This window comes from [Clostridium] citroniae WAL-17108 (assembly GCF_000233455.1).
Classification (GTDB): Bacteria; Bacillota; Clostridia; order Lachnospirales; family Lachnospiraceae; genus Enterocloster; species Enterocloster citroniae.
In genome coordinates this window covers 362276-385278 of sequence record NZ_JH376423.1, presented here as the reverse complement: position 1 = coordinate 385278, position 23003 = coordinate 362276, and the positions used below count along the sequence as shown (strand labels likewise).

The following is a 23003-nucleotide window of genomic DNA, read 5'->3' as shown; positions in this document are numbered from 1 at the left end:
AACTTTACTCTGGGATGTGCCTGAAATTCAGTGTGGAACACTTACTCAATGGGGAACAGCCTGCCAAGTGCGGCTGATTTTTTGAGATAATCCTCCATTGCATCGGACAGCCTGCTGCTGTCCCTTTCCTTCAGTGCGGTCCCCATTTCGTTGAGGCAGGCAAAACGGCTGTTCTCCTTGCCCTCCAGCTTATGGTCGCACTCCACCTGTCCTTCTGCCGCCAGTATGCGTTTTCCATCCACATGGTCATATATTCTGTACTCCATGGTTTCACCCTCAAAGAGTACTTTTTGTTTTACATAGATTCCCTGATACACCCTTCTGAAATCCTCGCCGTGCCAATCCGTCTCCTCGGGCAGGATCCTGACCTGAAGTTCGGGATGCCCGTCCTTTTTGCCCCTGTATTCCACCATGGCCTTGTCCATGATATCCTCAGGGATGGGAATATGTCTGGACAATTCCCTGGTATAAGGGAATACCAGGCTCTCCTCCAGCAAGACGGACATCATGCTCCTGCACAGAGCCGTATCCTCCTCATCGATCCGGTCCAGGGTTGAAAAATAGCGCGTCAGTGCCAGCAGATAAATAGTGGGCATCCTGTCCTTTTCAATGATACCGGCCACCGCATGCTTTAAGTACTCAAACACGCGCTGGTCCATCTCCCGGCCTTCCAGGAAATACTGCACGCTTTTTTGGGTAAAGTATGCCTTTACAATGATCTCCCTGGTGGCCTTTCGTTTCATATAAAGTTCAAAGACCGAATCCATCTGTTCACAGTTGCCTGTAAACAGCATCTGGCAGAGCAGACGCTCCTCCAGATCATAGGTCTCCACATGTTCCTTTACCCCTTGTATAAGCACTTCATACATCTGGGACCCGGTTCCGTTAAAATGCTCACAGAGGTAATCCATTATGACGCTGTCATAAGCGCCTGACCGGAACACCTGGTAAGCCATGTGCAGCAGCAGGTCGTCCTGGTCAAACAAGCGCATCAGGATCGTCTTGGCGCACAGCTTCATCAGCCGGTTGGGGCTTATATACTGGCTTCCGTACTCCCGTATCATGTCATATGCTTCCCGCATATAGTTCTGGCTGATCAGTGTCTCGCAGATCTGCTGCCTCTGCTTTACCCCCAGCCGTTTTTTATCCAGCTGGATCAGGTAGGTGCAGTTAAATCCTCCTGTCCCCTCCCTGTCCCCAACCGCCCGTTTGCAGTAATAGTCCGTCACTGCCTGAAGGATGGCTGATTCAAACACGGGAGACAGTTCCATCTGCACCATGGCCTCTTCCAAAAGTTCTGCATGGCGGTCCGTCTCCACGCCCTTGTCCAGTATATTCCTGCACTCCCTGAGCCTGAGCATGGGATGGCCCGGATATACCTTGTAGCACTGGTCCAAAAGTTCCGGCTTATCCATCACCGGGACCTTCCAGTGCTTTACATCCAGATACCGGTTGCCGTATGAGTCCTGGAACAGCAGGACATTCCTGTCGGAAAACAGAGGCACATAAGCTGCCTGGTCCTCCAAAAGATATGCCTCCTCCTCTTCCAGTTCCTCATAGCGCACGATCACATACTTCATCCTTGGGTCATCACACCTGATGCGGCATGACTTTAAGATCCCCGGAAGCACCCTGGCCACCCGGACATCGATCATATCCCTGTAGATCATATGCTCATAGATTACCGCCATGCGGCTGTTGATCTTGGAGCAGAACAGCTGCTCCATGGCAAACTGTTCCATATGCCTTGTATAAGTCTGATAAAGCTCCGATGCCGGATTCATATACAGTAAAATATTCCTGTAGAGCACGGAACGGCTGTGGCTGTCCAGATCCTTGTCATAGGAGAAATACAGCAGCACTTCCTTGGGAAGAAGATGGCCGTAATCCCCGGGCAGGGAGTACAGGAAATATTCATACAGCCTGGTCAGGTTCACTCCCTGCTGCAGCGCCTTTTCATACCACAGGAACGCTTCCCCTGATTTGCGCTCCCCTTTGATCAGGATGCTGCACACCGCCTCCAGAAGGCAGACCTGGGGATAGGCATCATATAACTTTACCATCAGGCGCTCCACCAGTTTCCTGTAATGCTTGATACCCAGGGCCATCCCCGCAGCCTTCACTGCGGTCTGACGGCCTACCATGCCTTTTTGTATTCCCAGATACAGGACCTGTATCTCAAAATCACCCAAATGCACCAAAAGGTCCGGATGCTCCTCCAAAAGCCTGCAGGCCGCGGTGTACAAAAACGGGCTGCTGCACCCGTTCTCAAACAGGGAGGCCATGGATTCATAAAGCTTCAGAGGATTCTGGGCCATGGTCTCATCCAGCCTGATCAGCAAAAGGAAGAGGTAGGGCCTAACCGCCCCGTCCTCCCACAGCAGTTTCCTGATGTAGCGGACCAGGGAATCCTTCTGTTCCCGGTCAGGCTTAACCTGTAGGCGCAGGTACTGGTAAAAGCAGTAGATATCCACCCGTTCCTCGCGTCTTCTCAATACACTGTCCCTGGCCTCGTCCAACACCATGGATGCACTGTCCGTCTTACCGTTGAGGATCAAAAGCTCCGCCTGAAGAAGGCGTGTCCTCTCGTCATCCGGGAAACCGGCGCGCAGGTGCTCCGCCTCCTTTGTCATCTGGTTCAGTATCAGAGCCGGCTCATAGATTCCTGTCTCGTAATTCAGGCGCAGGGAAAGATACCGGAACAGGCTTTCCCTGTCCATGTCCCCCTCTTTCAGGCCCCGCCCGGTGATATCCACCGTGGTATCGCCCTCAGCCTCTATCTCTATTATAAAGTCTTCCCTCAGGGACCGTATCCTGATACGGCCAAAGTTGCGGCCCTTATGAAGCCTTGAGGGTACGATCCTGTAATGTACCCGGCATCTGCCGTTGACAAAATCCCGGTCCGTTATCTTCCGGCTTACCAGTTCAACAAAGGGCACGTCCGCATCGATCTCTGCGGACACATACCCCCAGCCGCTGGAAGCAATATCAATAAAATCCCCCACCGGTTCCAGCGGGTTCTCATATACCCGGCCTCTGGTGTCCAGTGTCAGCTTTACCGGCTCCTTTACATGGAGGGCCACCAGAAATTCTTCCAGAAGATTCCTCCTGCCCGCCCTGCCCTTTAACCCCTCATAGATGGTACGGACGCGGGCGTCCTTCATAAAGGGAGCTTCTGTAAAATCCTGGTATTCAAACATCCTCAGAGCGGACTCCAGATCCCGTTTTGCCAGCAGCCCAAAATCCCTGGGTGTGGCAAGGGCGCCGTACACATCCCCTGTATTTCCGGCCTGAACGCACAAAGAATAAGGAATCTCCCTCTCACCTGCGTTGGTGACAAGATAAAAAGATCCCTTAATGACGTCCCCATGCTCTGTATATCTGCTGTTGACTTCGTATATTATTCGGTTTCGCAGCCCGCCAAATGCATTGTTGACCACCTGCACCCTCTCATGGCTGGAGTACACCAGTCCTTTGATATGCAGATTGTTGGCGCTGCTCACCACAATCTCACCACGGATGACCTCACCCGCCGGAACCACTGTCTCCAACTGATCCGGAGCCAGCACCAGTTCCGGAATCCCGCTGTCAATAATTCCCCTGGCCAGACGGTTAATCCGTTCCCTCATAGTACCACCTGTATCTTTATCCTTATGTGTATATTGTTCACACTTACGTAACATGATACCACATTTTAATATGTTTTAAAAGTTTTAATTGAATCTTTATGTAAATACTATCAAAATTCCAGACAGTAACCTTCCCCCTGCCGGCCATGGACCGTATCTCCTTGCGGTTCATAATTTTTTTATTTGACTACGCACTCTGTCTACTTTATAATTGACGGATATTTGCAAAGGAATCCGCTGCCGCCCATGCAGCAGCCAATTACAACCATGATGATAAAAATACTAGCTTATTTCTTGATCCCAGCCTACACCATTCTTTTTACCAGGGGTTATAACTGGTTTACCACCAACTTTTCCGTGATCGGCAACCTGATTGACCGGAAACTTGCTTTTTTTCTGTGGGGTGTGATGGTAGGTGTATACTATTACATGATCTACAGGGCGATCCGAAAACAGATCCGCCTAAAACCGCTGGCAGCCCGGCTGCTCCCCGCCGCCCTGCTCCTTCTTTTCTGCGCGGTCACCACCCCCTATCTGCCGGAGCAGCTGCCCTTAAAATCATTTCTGCACATTATATTTGCATTTGTGTCCACGGTGCTGCTGCTGGTCTTCTTAGCATTAGTCTCCTGGAGCCAGTATCCCTCCGCTCCCAGGGCTTACCGGCCATTCCTCCTTGGCCTTGCCGTGATCGTAGTGGTCTCGGCCGTGCTTCTGGCCGTGGCAGGGATTGTCAGCAGCGCCCTGGAAATATTTCTCACAGTCACCACCGTTATCCTGTCATCACGTCTGGTGGACTGTCTTAGAAAGCTGGGCGGGCCGGATGCAAACAGCACTTGTATCATGAAGTGATTGCGTATATACTAAAATCACACTGATCAAAGGAGATAATTCATTATGACTCATCATGGAAATCCAATTTTTAAGAACCGGTACGGGGAGGTCCGCTCCGGTTGGATCATATTAGCGGTAATGGCCGCCTTTTATGTTTTTGTGTTTCTTTCCGGTACTGCGGTCATTATGGCCCTCAGCGCCCTGTTGGTCCAAACCGGCCATATCAATCCCGCCACCGGCGAGCTGTCTGCTTTTACCAACTGGCTCAATGATACCGTGCTGCCCATCGCCATGCAGATCCTCACTGAAATCATCATGATCGCCGTGCCGCTGATTTCCTGGCGTCTGATCATGGGCCATCCCTGCAAAAAAATGGGGATTACCACAGGTAACCGGGGCAGGCGTGAGGGATGGGCAGGCATGGCCCTTGGAATCATCAACTGTTCCATTGTCTTTCTCCTGGTCGTTACAGTGGGCAATGGCCGCGTGGTATCCTGGGTTCCCCATGTCACAGCCCTCACCTTCTGGTGGATCTTTGTCTTTGTTCTGGTTGCCGCTGCCGAGGAACTGTTAAACCGGGGATTCTTAATGGCAGTCCTGCGCAGGTGCCGGAATCTCTATTTCATCACGCTGGTGCCCTCTGTCATATTCGGCCTGATCCATCTGTCCAATCCGGATGTGACCTTTTTATCCATTTTAAACATCATACTGGTGGGGATCCTCTTTTCCTACATGTTCATCCGGTCAGGCAATCTGTGGATGTGCATGGGGTATCATTTCACATGGAATACCTTTCAGGGCGTCATCTACGGTATGCCGGTCAGCGGACTTACGGTTCCCGGAGTGGTGAAAACGGAATTTACCGCAAACAACCTGCTTAATGGCGGGATGTTTGGGATTGAAGGAGGGATACTCACCACCCTGGCGACTCTGCTGGGTTTTATCTTTGTATGGCGTTATTATAAAAACAGCACCTATGACTTCCTTGCAGACACGGACTCCGCTCCTTCCAAATCTTTGTCATCTGAATAAAACAACTGGCTATTATCTGAAAAGGAACTTGATTCTATTGGTCAAAATTGTTATGATATAGGAAAATGTGTTTTTTGATTCCACAAATAAAATTGAAAAAGGACGGATTTTATCATGACAACCAATGAAAAAGCATTGCTCCTTCACGAAGAGTGGAAAGGCAAACTGGAAACAGTGTCAAAAGCAAAGGTAGCATCCAGGGAGGACCTGGCCCTGGCCTATACGCCCGGTGTGGCTGAGCCCTGTAAGGCCATTGCCCAGGACCCTGAGGCCGCCTATCTCTACACCATCAAGTCCAACACCATTGCTGTTGTATCTGACGGCAGTGCGGTTCTTGGTCTTGGGAATATCGGTCCCCTGGCCGCCATGCCTGTGATGGAAGGGAAATCCGTCCTGTTTAAGGAATTCGGCGGAGTCAACGCGTTTCCCATCTGCCTGGACACCCAGGATACAGAAGAGATCATTGAGACGGTTGTACGCATCGCGCCTGCATTTGGAGGCATCAATTTGGAAGATATCGCTGCTCCCCGCTGCTTTGAGATCGAGGAAGCCTTAAAAGAACGCCTGGATATCCCGGTATTCCACGATGACCAGCACGGAACAGCCATTGTGGTCCTGGCCGGTGTCATCAATGCATTAAAGGTAACCGGCCGCAGAAAAGAAGAGTGCCGTGTGGTTGTAAACGGCGCGGGTTCCGCTGGCGTGGCCATCACCAAGCTGCTTTTAACCTACGGCTTCCCCAACATTACCATGTGCGACAAATCGGGAATCCTGCGCAAGGGGGCCGAAGGCCTTAACTGGATGCAGGAAAAGATGATGGACGTGACCAACCTGGAGCGCAGGACAGGCTCTCTGGCAGATGCCATGAAGGGCGCGGACATCTTGATCGGAGTCTCAGCTCCCGGTATTGTGACCTCTGACATGGTTGCCTCCATGAACAAGGATGCCATTATATTTGCCATGGCCAACCCTGTTCCGGAGATCATGCCGGACCTGGCAAAGGCTGCCGGAGCGCGGGTGGTTGGCACGGGACGTTCCGACTTTCCCAACCAGGTCAACAACGTGGTCGTATTCCCCGGGATCTTTAAGGGGGCCCTGGAGGGGCGGGCAACTGCCATTACGGAAGAGATGAAACTGGCTGCCGCCAACGCGATTGCGGGACTGGTGGATGAAAAGGACCTGAATGAGGACAATATCCTTCCTGAGGCCTTTGACCCCAGGGTTGCCCGCATGGTAAGCCAGGCTGTAAAGGATCATATCTGAGAATAAGGGATAACCTGATGGAGTGTGTATAATATGCTGACTGAACCTATGACTTTATATAAACTGATGAATCTTTATATGTTAAAGCAGGTGAATTTTCCTCTCACCAACGCTCAGCTGACCAACTTTTTTACGGAGCATGAGTACACCACATATTTTACACTCCAACAGGCCTTGAACGAACTGGAGGATGCCGGACTGGTCCGCAAGGAGGCCAGCCACAACAGCACCCGCTATGACATTACCAAGGAAGGGGAGGAAACCCTTAATTTCTTTGGCAAGAATATCTCCTCCGCCATCATAGAAGACATGGACCAGTATCTGAAGGAAAACAAGTTCCGTCTCAGGGAAGAGGTGGGCACCACCGCCGACTTTTACAGAGGGACCAACCAGGACTACATTGTACACTGCGAGGTGCGCGAGAACAAAACCACCCTTATACGGCTGGATCTGTCCGTTCCCGACAAAGAACAGGCTGAATCCATGTGCAATACATGGAAAACAAAAAGCCAGGAGATTTATGCGCATGTAATGCGCTCTCTTCTATCCTGACTTTGTCTTATGATCCTGCCGGTCCTATGTTAGGTGGAGCTGATATGCTCCTTGAGCAGGTCCAGGATCTGCCGTGTACTAAAATCCGGATTCCGCTCACAGATGTCATAGATCATACCGCAGTATTTTAAATCTGTCCCAAGATTTTTTATAATCCAGGTTCTGGATTGGCCGGCGTTTCGCAAACGCTGGATCTTGGCTATAAGGAACAGGCGGTCCCGCTCTTCTCCGGGATCTGCCTGTTTTTGCTTTTTCTGTTTTTGGCCGTCCTGGTCCGGCGCCTTCTTCTCACAGGCCTTCTGCTTATAGCGCTTTTGCTGTTTCTCGTACCTGCTCACCTTGGTCTTTTCCATCTGGGCCATGGCTGCTCCAGGAGTTCCATACCCCTTCTCCAGCCAGATAGTCTCCACCTCATAAGCTCCGTCCTCAATGGTCATCACCGCCATGGACAGAGGCAGGGTGGACCGCTTATAGCCGCAGCTTCCCGGGTTCAGCCAAAGCCTTCCGCTGATCTCCTGCTGATAATACATATGGGAATGACCGAAGACAGCCACCTGCACGCCCTGAAGGGAACTGGGGATATCCACCCTCTCATGGGCCATGATAAACTTAACTCCCCCGATCTCAAACCGCTTCACATTGGGAAGGCCTCCCGACCAGCCCCTGTCATTGTTCCCCCTGACCGCAAACAGGGGCTGGCTGACATCCAGCTTATGATACAGCATCTGATTGTCAAAATCACCTGCGTGGATGACCATATCACAGGTCTCAAGGATCCTCTTCACCTCAGGACGGAGCACGCCATGGGTATCTGCCATGACTGCCACCCGTATAGGTCCCGCTTCCATCAATCGTACCTCCCGGTCATTTCCCAAACAGTGCCTGGAACAGAGGATCCTGGGAGGGCAGATGGACCACATATCCCACCGGGACCTTGTTTCCTGTTGCCTCGATCACCCTGCGGGCTCCCTCTTCCTCAAAGGCGCCGCAGAGTTCAATGCAGTCCACCCCCTGGTCACATAACTCTCTGGCCGTCCGGCAGGCCTCATCCATGTTTGACACGCCGATCATCTGCACCGTTCCCCCATGCATAAGGGCCCTGTCCGTATCCGGGTCAAACTGACCCATGATCATAAATGCAAATTTCATATCATATTTCTCCCCCTCAATTACAGATTGCTCTCAATCAGATCCCAGATCTCATCCCGCCCCTGTTTGGTCTCTGCGGAAAACGGGATAAGGATCCCCTCCTTCTCCATCCCAAGCCCCTGGCGGATCATTTTTACATGCTTTTGGATCTGGCTGCGGTTGATCTTATCCAGCTTTGTGGCAATGATCACTGGATGATATCCATTGTAGATGATCCAGTCATACATCATCTTGTCATTGGCAGACGGCTCATGGCGGATATCCACCAACAGGAACACCATCTTGAGCATGGATGAGTTTTTCAGGTACCGTTCGATCATCTTGCCCCATTTTTCCTTGGCTTCCAGGGCGACCTTTGCATAGCCGTATCCTGGAAGATCCACATAGTACAGGGCATCATTGATATTGTAAAAATTTATGGTCTGTGTCTTCCCCGGCGATGAGGAAGTCCTGGCATATGCCTTCCGGTTCATCAGCGCATTGATCAGAGAGGATTTTCCCACATTGGATTTGCCTGAAAATGCAAATTCCGGCAGAGTATTCTCCGGCAGCTTGCTGGTGACGCCGCACACAGTTTCCAGATTTACGTCTCTAATAATCATATATTAATCTCCTCACCATTCCCGGAAACCGGAAATGTTCTTTACAACGCGGTATTCGCCGGCAGAAATGCCTCCTTGACCACGTCCTCCATTGCCTTTACAAACACGATCTCCAGGCCTTTTGTTATCTCTTTGGACAATTCGCCAATGTCCGGCCTGTTTTTATCCGGCACCAGCACCTTGGATATATGGGCCATCTTGGCGGCCAGTATCTTTTCCTTCAATCCGCCGATTGGAAGCACCCGGCCTCTTAAGGTGATCTCACCTGTCATGGCCACCTTGGCAAAGACGCGCCTTCCCGTAACAGCGGAAAGCATGGCCGTGGCCATGGTGATGCCGGCGGAGGGCCCGTCCTTTGGCACGGCACCCTCGGGAATATGGATATGGAGGTCATGCTTTTCAAAATAGTCGTCCGTCACCCCATACTGCGGGCAGACGGAACGCACATAGGTCAGGGCTGTCTGGGCCGATTCCTTCATCACATCCCCCAGCTGTCCTGTCATAAGGAGATTTCCCTTACCGGGCATTACATTCACTTCAATCTGCAGGGTGTCGCCTCCCACGCTGGTCCAGGCCAGGCCCCTCACAATGCCCACCTGGTCCTCCTCGTTGGCATCCTCAAAGGTGACCTTTTCCTTGCCCAGGTATTTCTCCAGATTATTCTCCGTGATACGGATGGATTTACGGTTGTCCTCCAGGAACTGTCTGGCGGCTTTCCTGCACACATCCCCAATGCGCCGTTCCAGATTGCGGACGCCCGCCTCCCTGGTATAGTTGTGGATGATCTTTCCCAGGCTTTTATCTGAAAATGTGATCTGGCTGACCTTTAAACCATTGCGCTCCATCTGTTTTCCCACCAGGTAATCCCTGGCAATATGGAACTTTTCATTCTCCGTGTAGCTGTTCACCTCGATCAGCTCCATACGGTCTAAAAGCGGTCCCGGAATGGTCTGTGTGGTGTTGGCAGTTGCTATGAACAGGACCTGGGACAGGTCGATGGGAACCTCCACATAATGGTCCCTGAACTTTACATTCTGCTCACCGTCCAGGACCTCCAAAAGCGCCGATGAAGTATCTCCCTTGTAGTCACTGCTCACCTTGTCGATCTCGTCCAGCAGCATCAGCGGATTGCTGACACCAGCCTGTCTCATGCCCTCCACAATACGGCCCGGCATGGCGCCCACATAAGTCTTTCTATGTCCCCGGATCTCCGCCTCATCCCGCACGCCCCCCAAGCTGATGCGCACATATTTCTTATTCAGTGCACGGGCAACGGAGCGGGCAATGGATGTCTTCCCTGTTCCCGGAGGTCCCACCAGGCAGATAATGGGGCTGGTGCCTTTTTTTGTCAGAGTCCTCACTGCCAGGTATTCCAGGATCCTTTCCTTGACCTGCTCCAGGCCGTAGTGGTCCTCATTGAGTATCTTCTGGGCATGTCGGATATCGTCATTGTCCCTGGACATCTTTTTCCAGGGCAGGTCTAACAGGGTTTCAATGTAAGTGCGCAGCACATTGCCTTCCTGGCTTCCGGCCGGCATGGTGCGGAACCGCTCGATCTCTTTGTGTAGCTTTTCCTTCATTTCCTTGTCGGCTTTTATGTTGTCCAGCTTTTTCTGGTACTCGTCAGCTTCCGAGAGAGGATTGTCCTCGCCCAGCTCCTGGCGGATGACCTTCATCTGCTCCCTGAGGATGTATTCCTTCTGGTTTTGATCAATATCGGACTTCACCTTTTCCTGGAACTCTTTCTTAATCCTATATATTTCCATCTCTGTCATAAGGGTATGCATCACTACCTCATACCTGGCTGACAGGGAACTGTTTTCCAATACGGTCTGACGGATGGTGTAATCCCACGGAAGCTGGATGGCGATCTGATCCAGCATTTCACCCAGGCCGCCCACCGCCAGTAAATTGGGAAGGATTTCCTTTGTGATCTTAGGATTCACCCTTCCATATTCTTCTAATTTGTCTCTTACGATGCGCAGCATGGCCTCCTGGGTCAGATGGTCCAGCTCGTCCTCCTCCACTTCAATGGAGCCGATCTCGCCAATGAGTGCAGGTTCCTCGGAATCCAGACACAGCAGTTCCCCCCGTTCCAGTCCTTCTACCAGTACCCTTACCACTTTGCCGGGAAGCTTTACCAGCTGCTTTACAACGGCAATGGTGCCCACCTGATACAACTCCCCCAGCTCCGGTTCCACGATCTCAGGATGTCTCTGTGCCACGAGAAAGAGCCTCTGGTCTCCCACCATGGCCTTCTCCACCGCTGCCACGGACTTAGGCCTGTTGACATCAAAATGCAGTACCATTCCCGGAAGTATGGTCAGTCCCCTGAGGGCCACTACCGGCATTATAATCACTTGTTCTCCCATTCTTAAACTTCACCTCTTGTATTTAAAACCATCTAAAAAGCCGCTGCAATACAGGTGCCGGGCGGAGCCATGATCAGCGCTCTCCCCGGGTCATATCTGGTTTGCAACGGCCCTTTCTCTTTGTCTAAATTGTCACAGAAACTTACCGCACCTTTTCCCGTCCAATGGGACCGGGATGGCTTTTTCAGGCAATCTCACCAGTTTTGTTGTCTCCCCGCATTCTGTCAGACAGAGGCTTACGGGCAGAAGCAGGCGGCATATCGCGGTACACAAGTTCCGGCTGTCCTGTCTTTTTTACAACCTCCCTGGTAATGGTACAGATCCCGATGGTATCATCCGATGGGATCTCGTACATCAGATCCATCATCACGGACTCAAGGATGGAACGCAGTCCCCTGGCGCCGATCTTGCGGTCCACTGCCAGCTGTGCGATCTCCTCAAGGGCTTCCCTGGTGAATTCCAGCTTTACATTGTCCAGCTCAAACAGCTTCTGATACTGCCTTGTGAGAGCGTTCTTCGGCTCGGAAAGGATTCGCACCATGGCGTCCTTGGTAAGCTGCTGAAGGGAAACCATTACCGGAACACGGCCGATAAACTCAGGAATCAGACCAAACTTGGTAAGATCCTTTGGCTCAACCTTTCTCAGCAGGTCGTCAATATTCATATCATTCTTATTGACTACCTCCGCATTAAAGCCAATGGAACCGGCGCTGAGGCGCTGTTCCACGATCTTCTCCAGACCATCAAAGGCACCGCCGCAGATAAAAAGGATATTGGTGGTGTCGATCTGGAGGAGCTCCTGGTGGGGATGCTTCCTTCCTCCCTGAGGAGGAACACTGGCAACGGTTCCTTCCAGGATCTTTAACAGTGCCTGCTGAACGCCTTCACCGGATACATCCCTTGTGATGGACACGTTCTCAGACTTCTTGGTGATCTTGTCAATTTCATCAATGTATATGATACCGTACTCAGCACGGGAAATATCATAATCAGCGGACTGGATCAGCTTTAAGAGAATGTTCTCCACGTCCTCGCCCACGTAGCCGGCCTCTGTGAGAGCCGTTGCATCCGCAATGGCAAATGGGACATTCAGGATCTTGGCCAGTGTCTGGGCCAGGTAAGTTTTACCGGAACCAGTGGGACCAACCATGAGAATATTGCTCTTCTGCACATCCACGTCCATGTTCTGGCAGGATGTAACTCTCTTATAATGGTTGTAAACAGCCACAGACAGCACTTTCTTGGCTTCGTCCTGTCCAATGACATATTCATCCAGAAATGATTTGATTTCCTTGGGTTTCAGAAGGCGGATGTCTGCCAGTGAGGGGGATGATGCATCTTCCTGTCCCTCCAGCTCTTCCTCCAGGATCTCTGAGCACAATTCAATACACTCGTCACAGATATACACATTGTTGTTGCCTGCTCCGGCAATCATCTTCCGTACCTGATCCTGAGTCCTTCCGCAGAAGGAGCAGCGGATCGTGTCATCTGGTCTAATCGGCATACTTTACCTAACCTTTCATTCATTTCCGTCTTTTAGTGATGCTCAATGATCTCATCAATAAGACCGTATTCCTTGGCCTCCGCGGCAGACATGTAATTGTCACGCTCCGTATCGCGCTCAATCACCTCAATGGGCCTGCCTGTGTTGGCTGCCAGGATATCATTTAACTTTTTCCTGGTCTTTAAAATATTCTCCGCCACGATCTTGATCTCTGTGGCCTGGCCCTTTGCGCCGCCGGATGGCTGGTGGATCATGATCTCTGAATTGGGAAGTGCGAAACGCTTGCCCTTTGCGCCGCCGGCCAGGAGGAACGCTCCCATGCTGGCTGCCATACCGATACAGATGGTGGACACATCACACTTGATGTAATTCATGGTGTCATAGATCGCAAAGCCTGCGGAGACAGAACCTCCCGGACTGTTGATGTACAAATGGATATCCTTGCCCGGATCTTCAGATTCCAGAAATAAAAGCTGTGCCACCACAAGGCTTGCGGACACGTCATTTACTTCCTCTCCCAGAAATATGATTCTCTCTTTTAACAATCTTGAATAGATGTCGTAGGAACGCTCTCCACGGCTGGTCTGTTCAATGACATAGGGTACTAAACTCATATTAACATCCTCCTGTCCTTAGAACTATTATATGCTTACAGAAACCCGGGAGATTTACAGCACAAAAAAAGCATGCCGTAAACCCCCCGTTTCATATCTTTCCACGATTCTTTTTATCGTGGACTTTCCAGTCTTTCCACGATTCTTTTTATCGTGGACTTTCCAGTGTGAATTATACCAGTTTTGCTTCAGCTACCAGGAAATCCACTGCTTCCTGAACAGCAAGATCTTCCTTCATCTGGTCTTTATCATGATCTGACATGTATTCCTTTAACTTGTCAGCTTCCATCTGGTAAGATGCTGCCATCTTGGCGATCTCCTCATCCAGTCTTTCATCTGAAACCTGGATGTTCTCTGCCTTAGCAACCTCTTCCAGAACCAGTCTGGTCTGGATCCTCTTCAGTGCCTGAGGCTGCATCTGCTCCCTCATGGATTCCATGGTCATGCCTGTATACTTCATATACATCTCCATGGACAGGCCCTGACTCTGCATACGGCGGGCGGTATCCTGAACCATGTTGTCGATCTGACCTTCAACCATCTTATCCGGGATCTCCATGGTTGCATTGGCAACAACCTTTTCAATCACCCTGTTCTCATTCTCAGTGGCAGCTTCTTTCTGCTTCCTCTCAAGAATCTTTGCCTCAATATCCTTTTTGTATTCATCCAGGGTATCAAACTCGGAAACTTCACCTGCAAACTCGTCATCCAGTTCAGGCAGTTCCTTTACCTTGATCTCCTTTACGGTCACCTTAAAGGTAGCCGGCTTGCCGGCCAGTTCAGCTGCATGATACTCCTCCGGGAAGGTTACATTTACTTCGCACTCTTCTCCGATGTTCTTGCCAATCAGCTGCTCCTCAAAGGTATCGATGAATGAGTGGGAACCAATGGTCAGAGCATAATCCTCTGCCTTGCCCCCGTCAAATGACTTGCCGTCCACAAATCCCTCGAAATCAATGACAGTCTGGTCACCGTCAGCAACCGGTCTGTCCTCCACGGTGATCTGTCTTGCATTCTGCTCCTGTACTCTCTTAAGCTCTGCATCCACATCCTCGGCTGCAACTGCTGCTTCTGCCTTCTCCACTTCAATGCCCTTGTACTCACCCAGGGTCACCTCTGGTCTGATGGCTACAATTGCGGTATAGATGAATGGCTTGTCCTTGCCGATCTGCTCAACGGAGACCTCTGGTCTGGATACGATCTCCAGTTCGCTCTCGTTCATGGCCTGCATGCAGGTTGCATTGATGGCTTCGTCAGCAGCATCCTCATAAAAAATGCCCTCACCATACATCTTTTCAATCATGGCTCTTGGTGCTTTGCCCTTGCGGAAGCCTGGAATATTGAACTTATTCTTGTTCTTATTGAAGGCTTTTTTCATTGCATCCTCAAACTGCGCTGTATCTACCTCTATAGTCAGTTTGGCCATGTTCTTTTCCAATTTTTCTACTTGTACACTCATTTTTACGGGTTCCTCCTTAAAATATATGTGATTCGCCCATGATCCCTGAGGGCGCTACACTTCAATGTACCATTATAGCATGCTCAAAATAAAAACACCAGCATTTTTTTACAATATCATTGAAAATCATTGAAAATATGTAACAGTTCTGGACGGCTCGTCTTCTTGACCGGAAAAGCCGGTCAAGAAGAATCGGATGTCCATCCGATGTGAAAATGGGTACAAAAACGGACGTATAAGCAAGCTTAACTCCCGCTCTTGCACCCATTTTCCCGCCGTCCTGTACGGTTACGAAAATATCATAAAAAAACTCCCCTTCTGTCCCCGGCCCCACACCGGGGCAATGCAAGAAGTGGAGTTTTCTGGTGCGCACCCTATCCCCGGCTGTGCTGGATGGATGCAGCTATTTTCTGCGCCTGCTGCGGTCCCTGAAGCAAGCGGATCAGTTCAAGGCCAAGATCCAGGGCATATCCAAGCCCTCTGGACGTGGTGATGTTGCCGTCTGTCACAACGCCCTGGCTTGTGTAGGATACCCCGGTGAGCTGTTCTTCAAATCCGGGATAACAGGTTGCCGTCCTGCCCTTTAAAAGCCCCATGGACCCCAGGACGCTGGGAGCTGCACAGATCGCCGCCACTCTTCTGCCCTGCTTGTTGGCCCGTTCGATCGCTTCTCTCAGGCCTTCATGGGCCTTCAGGTTGTTGGTCCCGGGCATGCCCCCGGGCAGGAACAGCACGTCCGCCACATTGGGATTCACTTCCTCAAACAGCGCATCCGCCATAAACCGGATCCCATGGGAACCTGTAACTTCCATTGCTCCTGTAATGGAAACCATTGTTACATCCACTTCAGAACGGCGAAGCACGTCCACTACCGCAAGACATTCAACCTCTTCCAGTCCTTCTGCAAGAAATGCATAAACCTTTGCCATGATTATCTCCCTTTCTTACCACTATGCATATTATTTTATCATTTTAGCCTTTTCCTGAAAATTGATAAATGATATGATAGTAAAATGGAAAAAATATAATTCCTTAGTAAAATCCACTAATTGCATTATGTATACAATATCAGGAGGGTATTTATGGAAATCGAACGGAAATATCTGGTAAAGCAGATCCCTGAAAACTATGAATCATTTCCCTGCCATGCCATTGAGCAGGCTTATCTGTGCACCGGTCCGGTGGTGCGCGTCCGCCGGGAGGACGACAGCTATTACCTCACGTACAAGGGTAAAGGGCTTTTATCCAGGGAGGAATACAACCTGCCCCTGAACGAGCAGGCCTACCGCCATCTGCTGGCAAAAGCCGATGGCATCATACTTACCAAAAAGCGCTATCTCATTCCCGTGGAAGGCGCCGGCCATCTGACCATTGAAATGGATGTGTTTGAGGGCTCATACCAGGGTCTTGTCCTGGCCGAGGTGGAATTCCCCACAGAGGAGGAGGCCATGGCCTTTAAGGCGCCTGAATGGTTCGGAAGAGATGTCACCTTTTCCGGTGAGTTTCAGAACAGCCGTCTGGCCTGTGGAGATACAAACATACCCTGCAAACAGGTTTGATCTCATTCCAAACCGGTTCGCAGGGCACGTTCTTTCCGCTTTTATCAATTTGATTTCATCATCATTATTTCATCATCCCCAGGATGATCACTAAAACAAACAGGGCGCACAAGCAGCCAATGATGATGTTCATGGTCCTTACGGACACATGGATGTGTTCGTACAGGCGCTCTTTGGGCGAGAGATTCTGGAGGCGTTCATTTTCTTCCTTGAGCCTCCGGTTTTCCTCGGCCAGTTCTTCCAGGTTTTTCATTTCATCCATAGTCATTACTTCTTGGCAATGTATTTCCTGATATCCAGGGCAATAGCAACCACGATAACGATACCCTGTGCTATGTACTGGTAGTTGGTGTCAACGCCCAGATACTGGAGACAGGTTTTCAGGATTTCAAATACAAGCACGCCGATCAGTACACCGGACACACGTCCGATACCGCCGTTTACAGAAACGCCGCCGATGGTACAAGCTGCAATGGCTTCCAGCTCCCAGCCCTGGCCCATGTTAACGGAGGAACCGCCGGACTTGGCGCCTACCAGGAAACCGCCCAGAGCGTAAAGGGCCGCTGCCGTAATGTAGATGACGATCTTAGTTCTTTTGGTGTTCACGCCGGATACTTCCGCCGCCTGCTCATTGCCGCCGATGGCGTACATATATTTGCCGTGAGGCGTCTTATTGTAGATGAACCACATCACAATGCCCACCACAAGGGCTATGATGAACAGGTATGGTATCATTCCAAAGAGTTTGCCCTTGGCAACCTCTGTGTAAGCTGCGCGGTATCCGCCGATGGGGGTTGCATCCGTATATACAAGGCAGACGCCGTATACGATCAGCTGCATGCCCAGGGTGCCGATGAATGCGGGAACCTGAAGGAAGGAAACCACCAGTCCGTTGATGCATCCGAAAATACCGCAAACGGCGATACAGATCAAAAGCACTACTAAAACCCACCAGATACCAAAATCAGGAAGGTTCTCCCAGAATTTACCGCTGTAATCCGGCTTCTGCAGCAAAGTACCTGCAATACATGCGGAAAGGCCTACCATACGTCCTGCTGAAAGGTCGGTACCCTTTGTGATCAGACAGCCTGATACACCGCAGGCAATGATAAAACGGGGAGCCACGTTCAAGGCAATATTGTTTGCGTTTCCGGTTGAAAAGAATGTGGGCTGAAGAATACCTGTCACAATGGCAAGTATGATCAGAACCATAATAATACCGTTATTGATAAGGAAATCAACTATATTGAATTTTTTAGCTGTCATGACTTAAACCTCCTGTTTGGAATCGTTCTTTGATTTGCCCTGAAGATCAAACTGTGTCGCATAGGACATGATCCTCTCCTGGGTCGCTTCCCCGCCTTCCAGTTCCCCGGTAATATGACCGTTGCACATAACGATGATCCGGTTGGACATACCTATAAGCTCAGGCATTTCAGATGAAATCATGATAATGGATTTTCCCTGTTTCACAAGGTCGATCATAATTTGGTAGATTTCATATTTGGCGCCTACGTCAATTCCTCTGGTAGGCTCATCCATAATCAGGATATCAGGGTTGTTGGCAAGCCATCTCGCTATGATAACCTTCTGCTGGTTACCACCAGACAAGGACTGGATCAGTGTCTTGCCGCTGGGTGTCTTGATACTCAGTTTCGCAATGCTGTCTTTCACTACCTCATCCACTTTTTTCTTATCGATCTTACCCAGATGAGTGTAATTATTATAGGAGGCAATGGCTGTATTGTCCTCAATGCTCAGGCATCCAATGATCCCGGTACCGCGGCGGTCCTCCGTGATCATTCCCACAGAGTCGTGGATGGCATCCTGAGGCCGCCTGATGGCCGCCTTTTTGCCCAGGATCTCAATCTGCCCGCTGGCAATGTGGCGCATTCCGAAGATTGCTTCCATAAGCTCAGTTCTCTGCGCGCCTACCAGTCCGCCAAAGCCAAGGATCTCCCCGCGCTTCAATTCAAATGAACAGTCCTGGAAGGAACGCTCATGAATGCTGCACAGGTGGTCCACCTTGAGCACGGTCTCCTCTGTCCTGTAATCATCCTTGGGAGGATACACATTGGTCAGCTCACGTCCAACCATCTGCTTAACGATCTCATCATCCGAGATATCCTTTACCTCCCAGGAACCCACATAGGTACCGTCACGCATGATGGTGATATCATCTGCGATCTGACGGATTTCCGCCATCTTATGGCTGATGTATATCATAGAAACGCCTCTGGTCTTTAAATCCCTTACGATACGGAAAAGCGCTTCTACTTCGTTATCAGTCAGTGATGAGGTCGGCTCATCCAGAATCACAAGCTTTGCGCTCTGGCTCACTGCCTTGGCTATCTCCACTGACTGCATCTGTCCGATTGAAAGTGTCCCTAATTTTGCCTTGGGATTAAAACTCATTTTAACATCTTTTAACCACTTCTCGGCCTCGCTGTTCATGACCTTGTGGTCTACCATCTTAAAGGGGCCAATTCCCTTCATAGGGTATCTGCCCAAATACATATTCTCTGCAATGGAACGCTCCGGTATGGGCTGCAGCTCCTGGTGCACCATTGCCAGTCCTTTGTGAAGTGCGTCATCCGGGTTCGTGATCTCCACTTTCTCCCCATCGATGAAGATCTGCCCCTCATCCATTTTATAAATGCCGAATAGGCATTTCATAAGAGTCGATTTACCTGCTCCGTTCTCACCCATCAGCGCATGAACGGTTCCGGGACGTACTTTCAAGTTAATACCATCCAGTGCCTTTACGCCAGGGAAGGTCTTGCTGACCCCTACCATTTCCAGTCTGTACTGATCTGCCATCCCGTTACTCCTTTCAAATACATTCTAATTTATATACATGGCCGCATCCCCACAGCCGTCCTTCTTCAAAAAATCGGGTGTGTCGGTGGACACACCCGGTTTCAATCACTAGATGTTAATTATTACTTTAACTGATCCAGAATCTGCTGAGCATTGTCCTTGGTAACCTTGATATAGTCTACCATGTTAACCGGCTCTACCTTCTCGCCCTTCAGGAACTGAACTGCGCTGTCAGCCGCCATACGAGCCTGTGAGAAGTGATCGTTAAATACGGTACCTGTCTGCTTATCTTCCAGTACGTTCTGAACAGCCTCTGTAAGAGCGTCAACACCTACCAGATAGATGTCCTCGTTAACCTTGCGGCCAGCTGCCTCGATTGCCTGTAATGCGCCCAGTGCCATAGCATCGTTGTTGCAGAAGATAACTTCGATCTTATCGCCGTACTGGTTCAGAGCATCCTGTGCAATCTGCTGAGCCTTAGCCTGATCCCAGTCACCGCGCTGCTTTAACAGTTCTTCTACTTCCACGCCGGCATCGGTAAGAGCCTTAACGGAGAATTCGGTTCTGTACTGAGCATCTACGTTCTCAGGATCGCCCTGGATCATGATGTAGGAAACTTTGCCATCCCCGTTGATATCGCCCTTGTTGGATGTCTCAAGGATTTCCTCGCCCTGGTATGTACCGGACTGTCTAGCGTCACAGCCAACGTAGGTAGCGTTGATGCTTTCGCTTGCCCATCTCTCTTCCTCAGCTACATCCGGCTCACGGTTGATGAATACAACCGGGATCCCGGCATCTTTACACATATCGGTGATCTCAGGTGCGGAAGAAGCCTGCACCAGGTTCAGGATCAGAACATCATACTTCTGTGTGATGAAGTTCTGGATCTGGTTGGTCTGCTCTGCCTGATCGCCCTTGCCGTCCTGGATAACTACGTTCTCTTTCTTGAATCCAAGATCCTCTGTGAGATATCTCTCCAGTTCGGTCCTGTACAGTGTCATGAAGTTGTCATCAAACTTGTAAATGCTGATGCCTACCTTCTTATCAGCAACATCTGTTGCATCTCCAGTCGCCTCTGCCGCTGTGGTAGCTGCCTCGCTGGCTGCTTCTGAAGCCGCCTCGGTTGCTGCCTCGGTCTTTGCCTCTGTTGGGGCTGCTGTGGTCTCTGCCGGTTTGCTTCCGCATCCTGCCATGGACAGAACCATCATGGATGCCATTGCAACTGCTGTTGCCTTCTTAAATAATCTCATGCTATAAATCCTCCCTTACATAAAGTATTATTTTGCCGTGATCAGGAATATCCACAATGGAGTAAACCGCAAGCGGGTTTGGTGGTTTTTCCTTAACGACAAGCATATTATACGTCCGGATTATGCATTTTTCCATATGATTTTCTAAGAACCATTATAAAATTTCTTTGATTTTTAGCGTATGATTCGATTTTTTTTATATTTTCTCTCATTTTTTTCGCATTTTATCTTCCATATATTGCCAAAATCGCCTTGTGCATATGTTTTTTATGCCATATTGCACAAGACGTTCCCATCCACATCCCCTATCTTTGCTTTGTCAATGCAATTTGGGGACACCAGTAATATTTGCCGTCCTCCAGGTCCACCTTGTCCTTCACGTCCTTTCCCATGGCAAGGCTGGAGGCAATATCAAAGATCACACTTGCGTATTTCTGCTTGTCCGACTCCACGGTGCCGAAGAGTTTTCCTTCTTCCAGCGCCTCCTGGCCCACGGGCGTGCCATCGATCCCCACCAGCTTGATGGAATTTCCCACAATCCCCTTCCGCTCCATGGCATCAATGGCTCCCAGGGCCATATCGTCATTGTTGCAGATCACAAGTTCTATCTGACCCGGATATTCGTCCAGCCACTGGTCCATCAGCGCAGATGCCTGGCTGCGTTCCCAGTTGGCGATCCCGCCTGTGATCTTTTCCAGGGGGACGCCGCCGTCCTTTAAAGTCTGGATGGACCACTCGGTGCGGATCAGGGAATCCTGATGGCTGGTCTCCCCCTCCAGCAGCACGTAGCTGACCATGCCGTCCCCATTGATATCCAGGGTTTCCGGATTCTTCCTGTATGCATCAACCAGGATCTGTCCCTGAAGGACCGCGGACTCCTTGGCGTCCGCCCCCACATAGTACAGTTTCTCCCAGCGGTTCATATCCTCCTCCACCGGTTCCCTGTTAAAGAACACCACGGGAATTCCGGCCGCCATGGCCTTGTCAATGATAATGGAGGCCGCGGACCGGTCCACGATATTTACGCATAGGGCATCGCAGCCCAGGGAGATCAGGCGCTCCACCTGGCTGTTCTGGGTATTCTGGCTGCTCTTTGCATCCATAATGTCCAGCGTCACCTTGATCCCGGTCCCCTGTTCGTATTCCTTTGCCTGCTTTTCCAGGGCCGTACGCAGGGTGCTGATAAATGTGTCATCCCCCCTGTACAGCAGAACGCCGATGCGCATGGAGGTTTTTTTCTGCGTACTAGCCTCCTGCCCTTTGCTGTAAGACCATATCCCCCACAGGACAGCTAAAGCAACAAGGCAGACAGCGCCTCCGTAAAACCAGTGTTTTTTCATAACATCCTCCCTGCTCCTTGGCATACTTCTCAATCATTCCGGAAGTACACCTTGTCATTCAATGGGATAAAACATTTTCTCATACTGCTTATCCCACATGTTCTCCTTATTGACATAGACGGCATCCAGCTGCGTCTGCTTTCTCTGCCTGCTGCCCTGAATGGCTTCTACCGCCCGTTTCACGCTGAGATACCCCATATCGAACTGATTGTATGCGGCAAGTCCGTCTATGATCCCCTTGTCCAGTCCCCCCAGTATGGAGGTGGTGCTGCCAACCCCGTAAAGCCCTGCCACATGAGCCTGGTACACCGTACTTCCGTCCACGATCTGGTTGACCTCATTCAGGGACTGGGTGTCCAGGGCTATGACGGTGATCCGCCCGTCCCCCGGATACACGGTCTCCTCAATGGCCTGCCTGTAGGTGTCATCCGTTCTCTTTTCCACCAGCCTGTAGGTAAATCCGTGATCGTCCAGCACCGACCTCACCCCATCATATACATTGGTATTATCCCCATAGGACAGGCCCTCGGTGAAAAGATATACGGGTACATCGGAAGGCGCCTGGGCCGTCACTGCCCGGGCCGCCATCTGCCCCATCCCAAAGCTGTCCGCCGCAATGGTATCCACCACGCTTTCACTGGGCACCGGCGCCCCCAAAAGGATGATGGGGCAGTTGGGGCTCATGGCATCCAGCGCCATCACGGTTTCCGCCTCATTTACAGGGGACAGAATAATGGCCTTTGCCCCATCGCGTATCTCCCTCTGGACCAGTTCCATCTGCTGTTCCTGGTCATTGGTGGCATAAAGAGTGATAAAGCTGACATCACCGTGAAATTCCTCTGCCGCCATCTCCATTCCCTTCTTAAAATTAACGTAATAATCATCGCTGGCATCCTCTATGATCACGGATATGGGCAGGATCTCCACCTTTTTTTCCTTGATGATCAGGTCCGTGGAGGACATGAGAAAAAGGAGGATCAGCACGCCGGCATAGATGCACCAAAGAAGTTTTTCCTTATTTGACATA

20 protein-coding genes are annotated in these 23003 nt (G+C 50.5%); 5 read left to right on the top strand and 15 right to left on the bottom strand.

The genetic code is table 11. The features are described 5' to 3' along the window. Window positions 1-41 precede the first annotated feature (41 nt). Complete coding sequence (locus HMPREF9469_RS16925; protein ID WP_007864026.1) at window positions 42-3629, bottom strand: DUF5717 family protein; 3588 nt, start codon at window positions 3627-3629, stop codon at window positions 42-44. A gap of 246 nt (window positions 3630-3875) precedes the next feature. On the opposite strand from HMPREF9469_RS16925, the gene HMPREF9469_RS16920 reads away from it, so the two are divergent. The 4 genes from HMPREF9469_RS16920 to HMPREF9469_RS16905 all read left to right on the top strand — a co-directional run bounded on the left by HMPREF9469_RS16920 (window position 3876) and on the right by HMPREF9469_RS16905 (window position 7307). Continuing rightward, complete coding sequence (locus HMPREF9469_RS16920; protein WP_007864024.1) at window positions 3876-4478, top strand: hypothetical protein; 603 nt, start codon at window positions 3876-3878, stop codon at window positions 4476-4478. A gap of 45 nt (window positions 4479-4523) precedes the next feature. Then, complete coding sequence (locus tag HMPREF9469_RS16915; protein WP_007864022.1) at window positions 4524-5492, top strand: CPBP family intramembrane glutamic endopeptidase; 969 nt, start codon at window positions 4524-4526, stop codon at window positions 5490-5492. 114 nt (window positions 5493-5606) lie between these two features. Then, window positions 5607-6755, top strand: a complete 1149-nt coding sequence (locus tag HMPREF9469_RS16910) for an NAD(P)-dependent malic enzyme (RefSeq protein ID WP_007864020.1) — start codon at window positions 5607-5609, stop codon at window positions 6753-6755. 33 nt (window positions 6756-6788) lie between these two features. Further along, a complete protein-coding gene (locus HMPREF9469_RS16905) occupies window positions 6789-7307 on the top strand; it encodes a DUF4364 family protein (protein WP_007864018.1) in 519 nt (172 codons plus the stop codon). 29 nt (window positions 7308-7336) lie between these two features. On the opposite strand, the gene HMPREF9469_RS16900 is transcribed toward HMPREF9469_RS16905, so the two are convergent. The 8 genes from HMPREF9469_RS16900 to HMPREF9469_RS16860 form a co-directional block, all read right to left on the bottom strand. Then, window positions 7337-8155: a metallophosphoesterase family protein gene (locus tag HMPREF9469_RS16900; RefSeq protein ID WP_007864016.1), complete on the bottom strand. Its 819-nt coding sequence runs from the start codon at window positions 8153-8155 to the stop codon at window positions 7337-7339. A gap of 16 nt (window positions 8156-8171) precedes the next feature. Further along, a complete protein-coding gene (locus HMPREF9469_RS16895) occupies window positions 8172-8456 on the bottom strand; it encodes a DUF6506 family protein (protein WP_007864014.1) in 285 nt (94 codons plus the stop codon). Window positions 8457-8476: 20 nt separating this feature from the next. Continuing rightward, a complete protein-coding gene (gene yihA / locus HMPREF9469_RS16890; protein ID WP_007864012.1) occupies window positions 8477-9058 on the bottom strand; it encodes a ribosome biogenesis GTP-binding protein YihA/YsxC in 582 nt (193 codons plus the stop codon). Window positions 9059-9099: 41 nt separating this feature from the next. Next, window positions 9100-11430, bottom strand: a complete 2331-nt coding sequence (gene lon, locus HMPREF9469_RS16885) for an endopeptidase La (RefSeq protein ID WP_007864010.1) — start codon at window positions 11428-11430, stop codon at window positions 9100-9102. A gap of 184 nt (window positions 11431-11614) precedes the next feature. Continuing rightward, a complete protein-coding gene (clpX, locus tag HMPREF9469_RS16880; RefSeq protein WP_007864007.1) occupies window positions 11615-12934 on the bottom strand; it encodes an ATP-dependent Clp protease ATP-binding subunit ClpX in 1320 nt (439 codons plus the stop codon). 32 nt (window positions 12935-12966) lie between these two features. Next, window positions 12967-13548 carry an ATP-dependent Clp endopeptidase proteolytic subunit ClpP gene (gene clpP / locus HMPREF9469_RS16875; RefSeq protein ID WP_007864005.1) on the bottom strand — a complete coding sequence of 194 codons (582 nt, stop codon included), beginning with the start codon at window positions 13546-13548 and terminating at the stop codon, window positions 12967-12969. Between the two features lie 172 nt (window positions 13549-13720). Further along, a complete protein-coding gene (tig, locus tag HMPREF9469_RS16870; protein WP_007864003.1) occupies window positions 13721-15007 on the bottom strand; it encodes a trigger factor in 1287 nt (428 codons plus the stop codon). 374 nt (window positions 15008-15381) lie between these two features. After that, complete coding sequence (locus tag HMPREF9469_RS16860; RefSeq protein WP_007864002.1) at window positions 15382-15936, bottom strand: DJ-1 family glyoxalase III; 555 nt, start codon at window positions 15934-15936, stop codon at window positions 15382-15384. 153 nt (window positions 15937-16089) lie between these two features. Here HMPREF9469_RS16860 and HMPREF9469_RS16855 point away from each other — a divergent pair, with 153 nt between their 5' ends. Next, window positions 16090-16566: a CYTH domain-containing protein gene (locus tag HMPREF9469_RS16855; protein WP_007864001.1), complete on the top strand. Its 477-nt coding sequence runs from the start codon at window positions 16090-16092 to the stop codon at window positions 16564-16566. Window positions 16567-16630: 64 nt separating this feature from the next. Here the strand turns inward: HMPREF9469_RS16855 and HMPREF9469_RS16850 are convergent, their stop codons facing one another. From HMPREF9469_RS16850 to HMPREF9469_RS16825, 6 genes are all read right to left on the bottom strand, one after another. Then, window positions 16631-16828, bottom strand: coding sequence for a hypothetical protein (locus tag HMPREF9469_RS16850; RefSeq protein WP_227161075.1), 198 nt, complete (start codon window positions 16826-16828; stop codon window positions 16631-16633). 5 nt (window positions 16829-16833) lie between these two features. Then, window positions 16834-17832, bottom strand: a complete 999-nt coding sequence (locus HMPREF9469_RS16845) for a galactose/methyl galactoside ABC transporter permease MglC (RefSeq protein WP_007863999.1) — start codon at window positions 17830-17832, stop codon at window positions 16834-16836. A gap of 3 nt (window positions 17833-17835) precedes the next feature. Continuing rightward, window positions 17836-19386, bottom strand: coding sequence for a sugar ABC transporter ATP-binding protein (locus HMPREF9469_RS16840; protein WP_007863998.1), 1551 nt, complete (start codon window positions 19384-19386; stop codon window positions 17836-17838). 122 nt (window positions 19387-19508) lie between these two features. Beyond that, window positions 19509-20636: a galactose ABC transporter substrate-binding protein gene (locus HMPREF9469_RS16835; RefSeq protein ID WP_007863997.1), complete on the bottom strand. Its 1128-nt coding sequence runs from the start codon at window positions 20634-20636 to the stop codon at window positions 19509-19511. Window positions 20637-20941: 305 nt separating this feature from the next. Next, window positions 20942-21976: a galactose ABC transporter substrate-binding protein gene (locus HMPREF9469_RS16830; RefSeq protein WP_007863996.1), complete on the bottom strand. Its 1035-nt coding sequence runs from the start codon at window positions 21974-21976 to the stop codon at window positions 20942-20944. A gap of 54 nt (window positions 21977-22030) precedes the next feature. Further along, window positions 22031-23002 carry a substrate-binding domain-containing protein gene (locus HMPREF9469_RS16825; RefSeq protein WP_007863995.1) on the bottom strand — a complete coding sequence of 324 codons (972 nt, stop codon included), beginning with the start codon at window positions 23000-23002 and terminating at the stop codon, window positions 22031-22033. Between the last annotated feature and the right edge of the window lies 1 nt (window position 23003).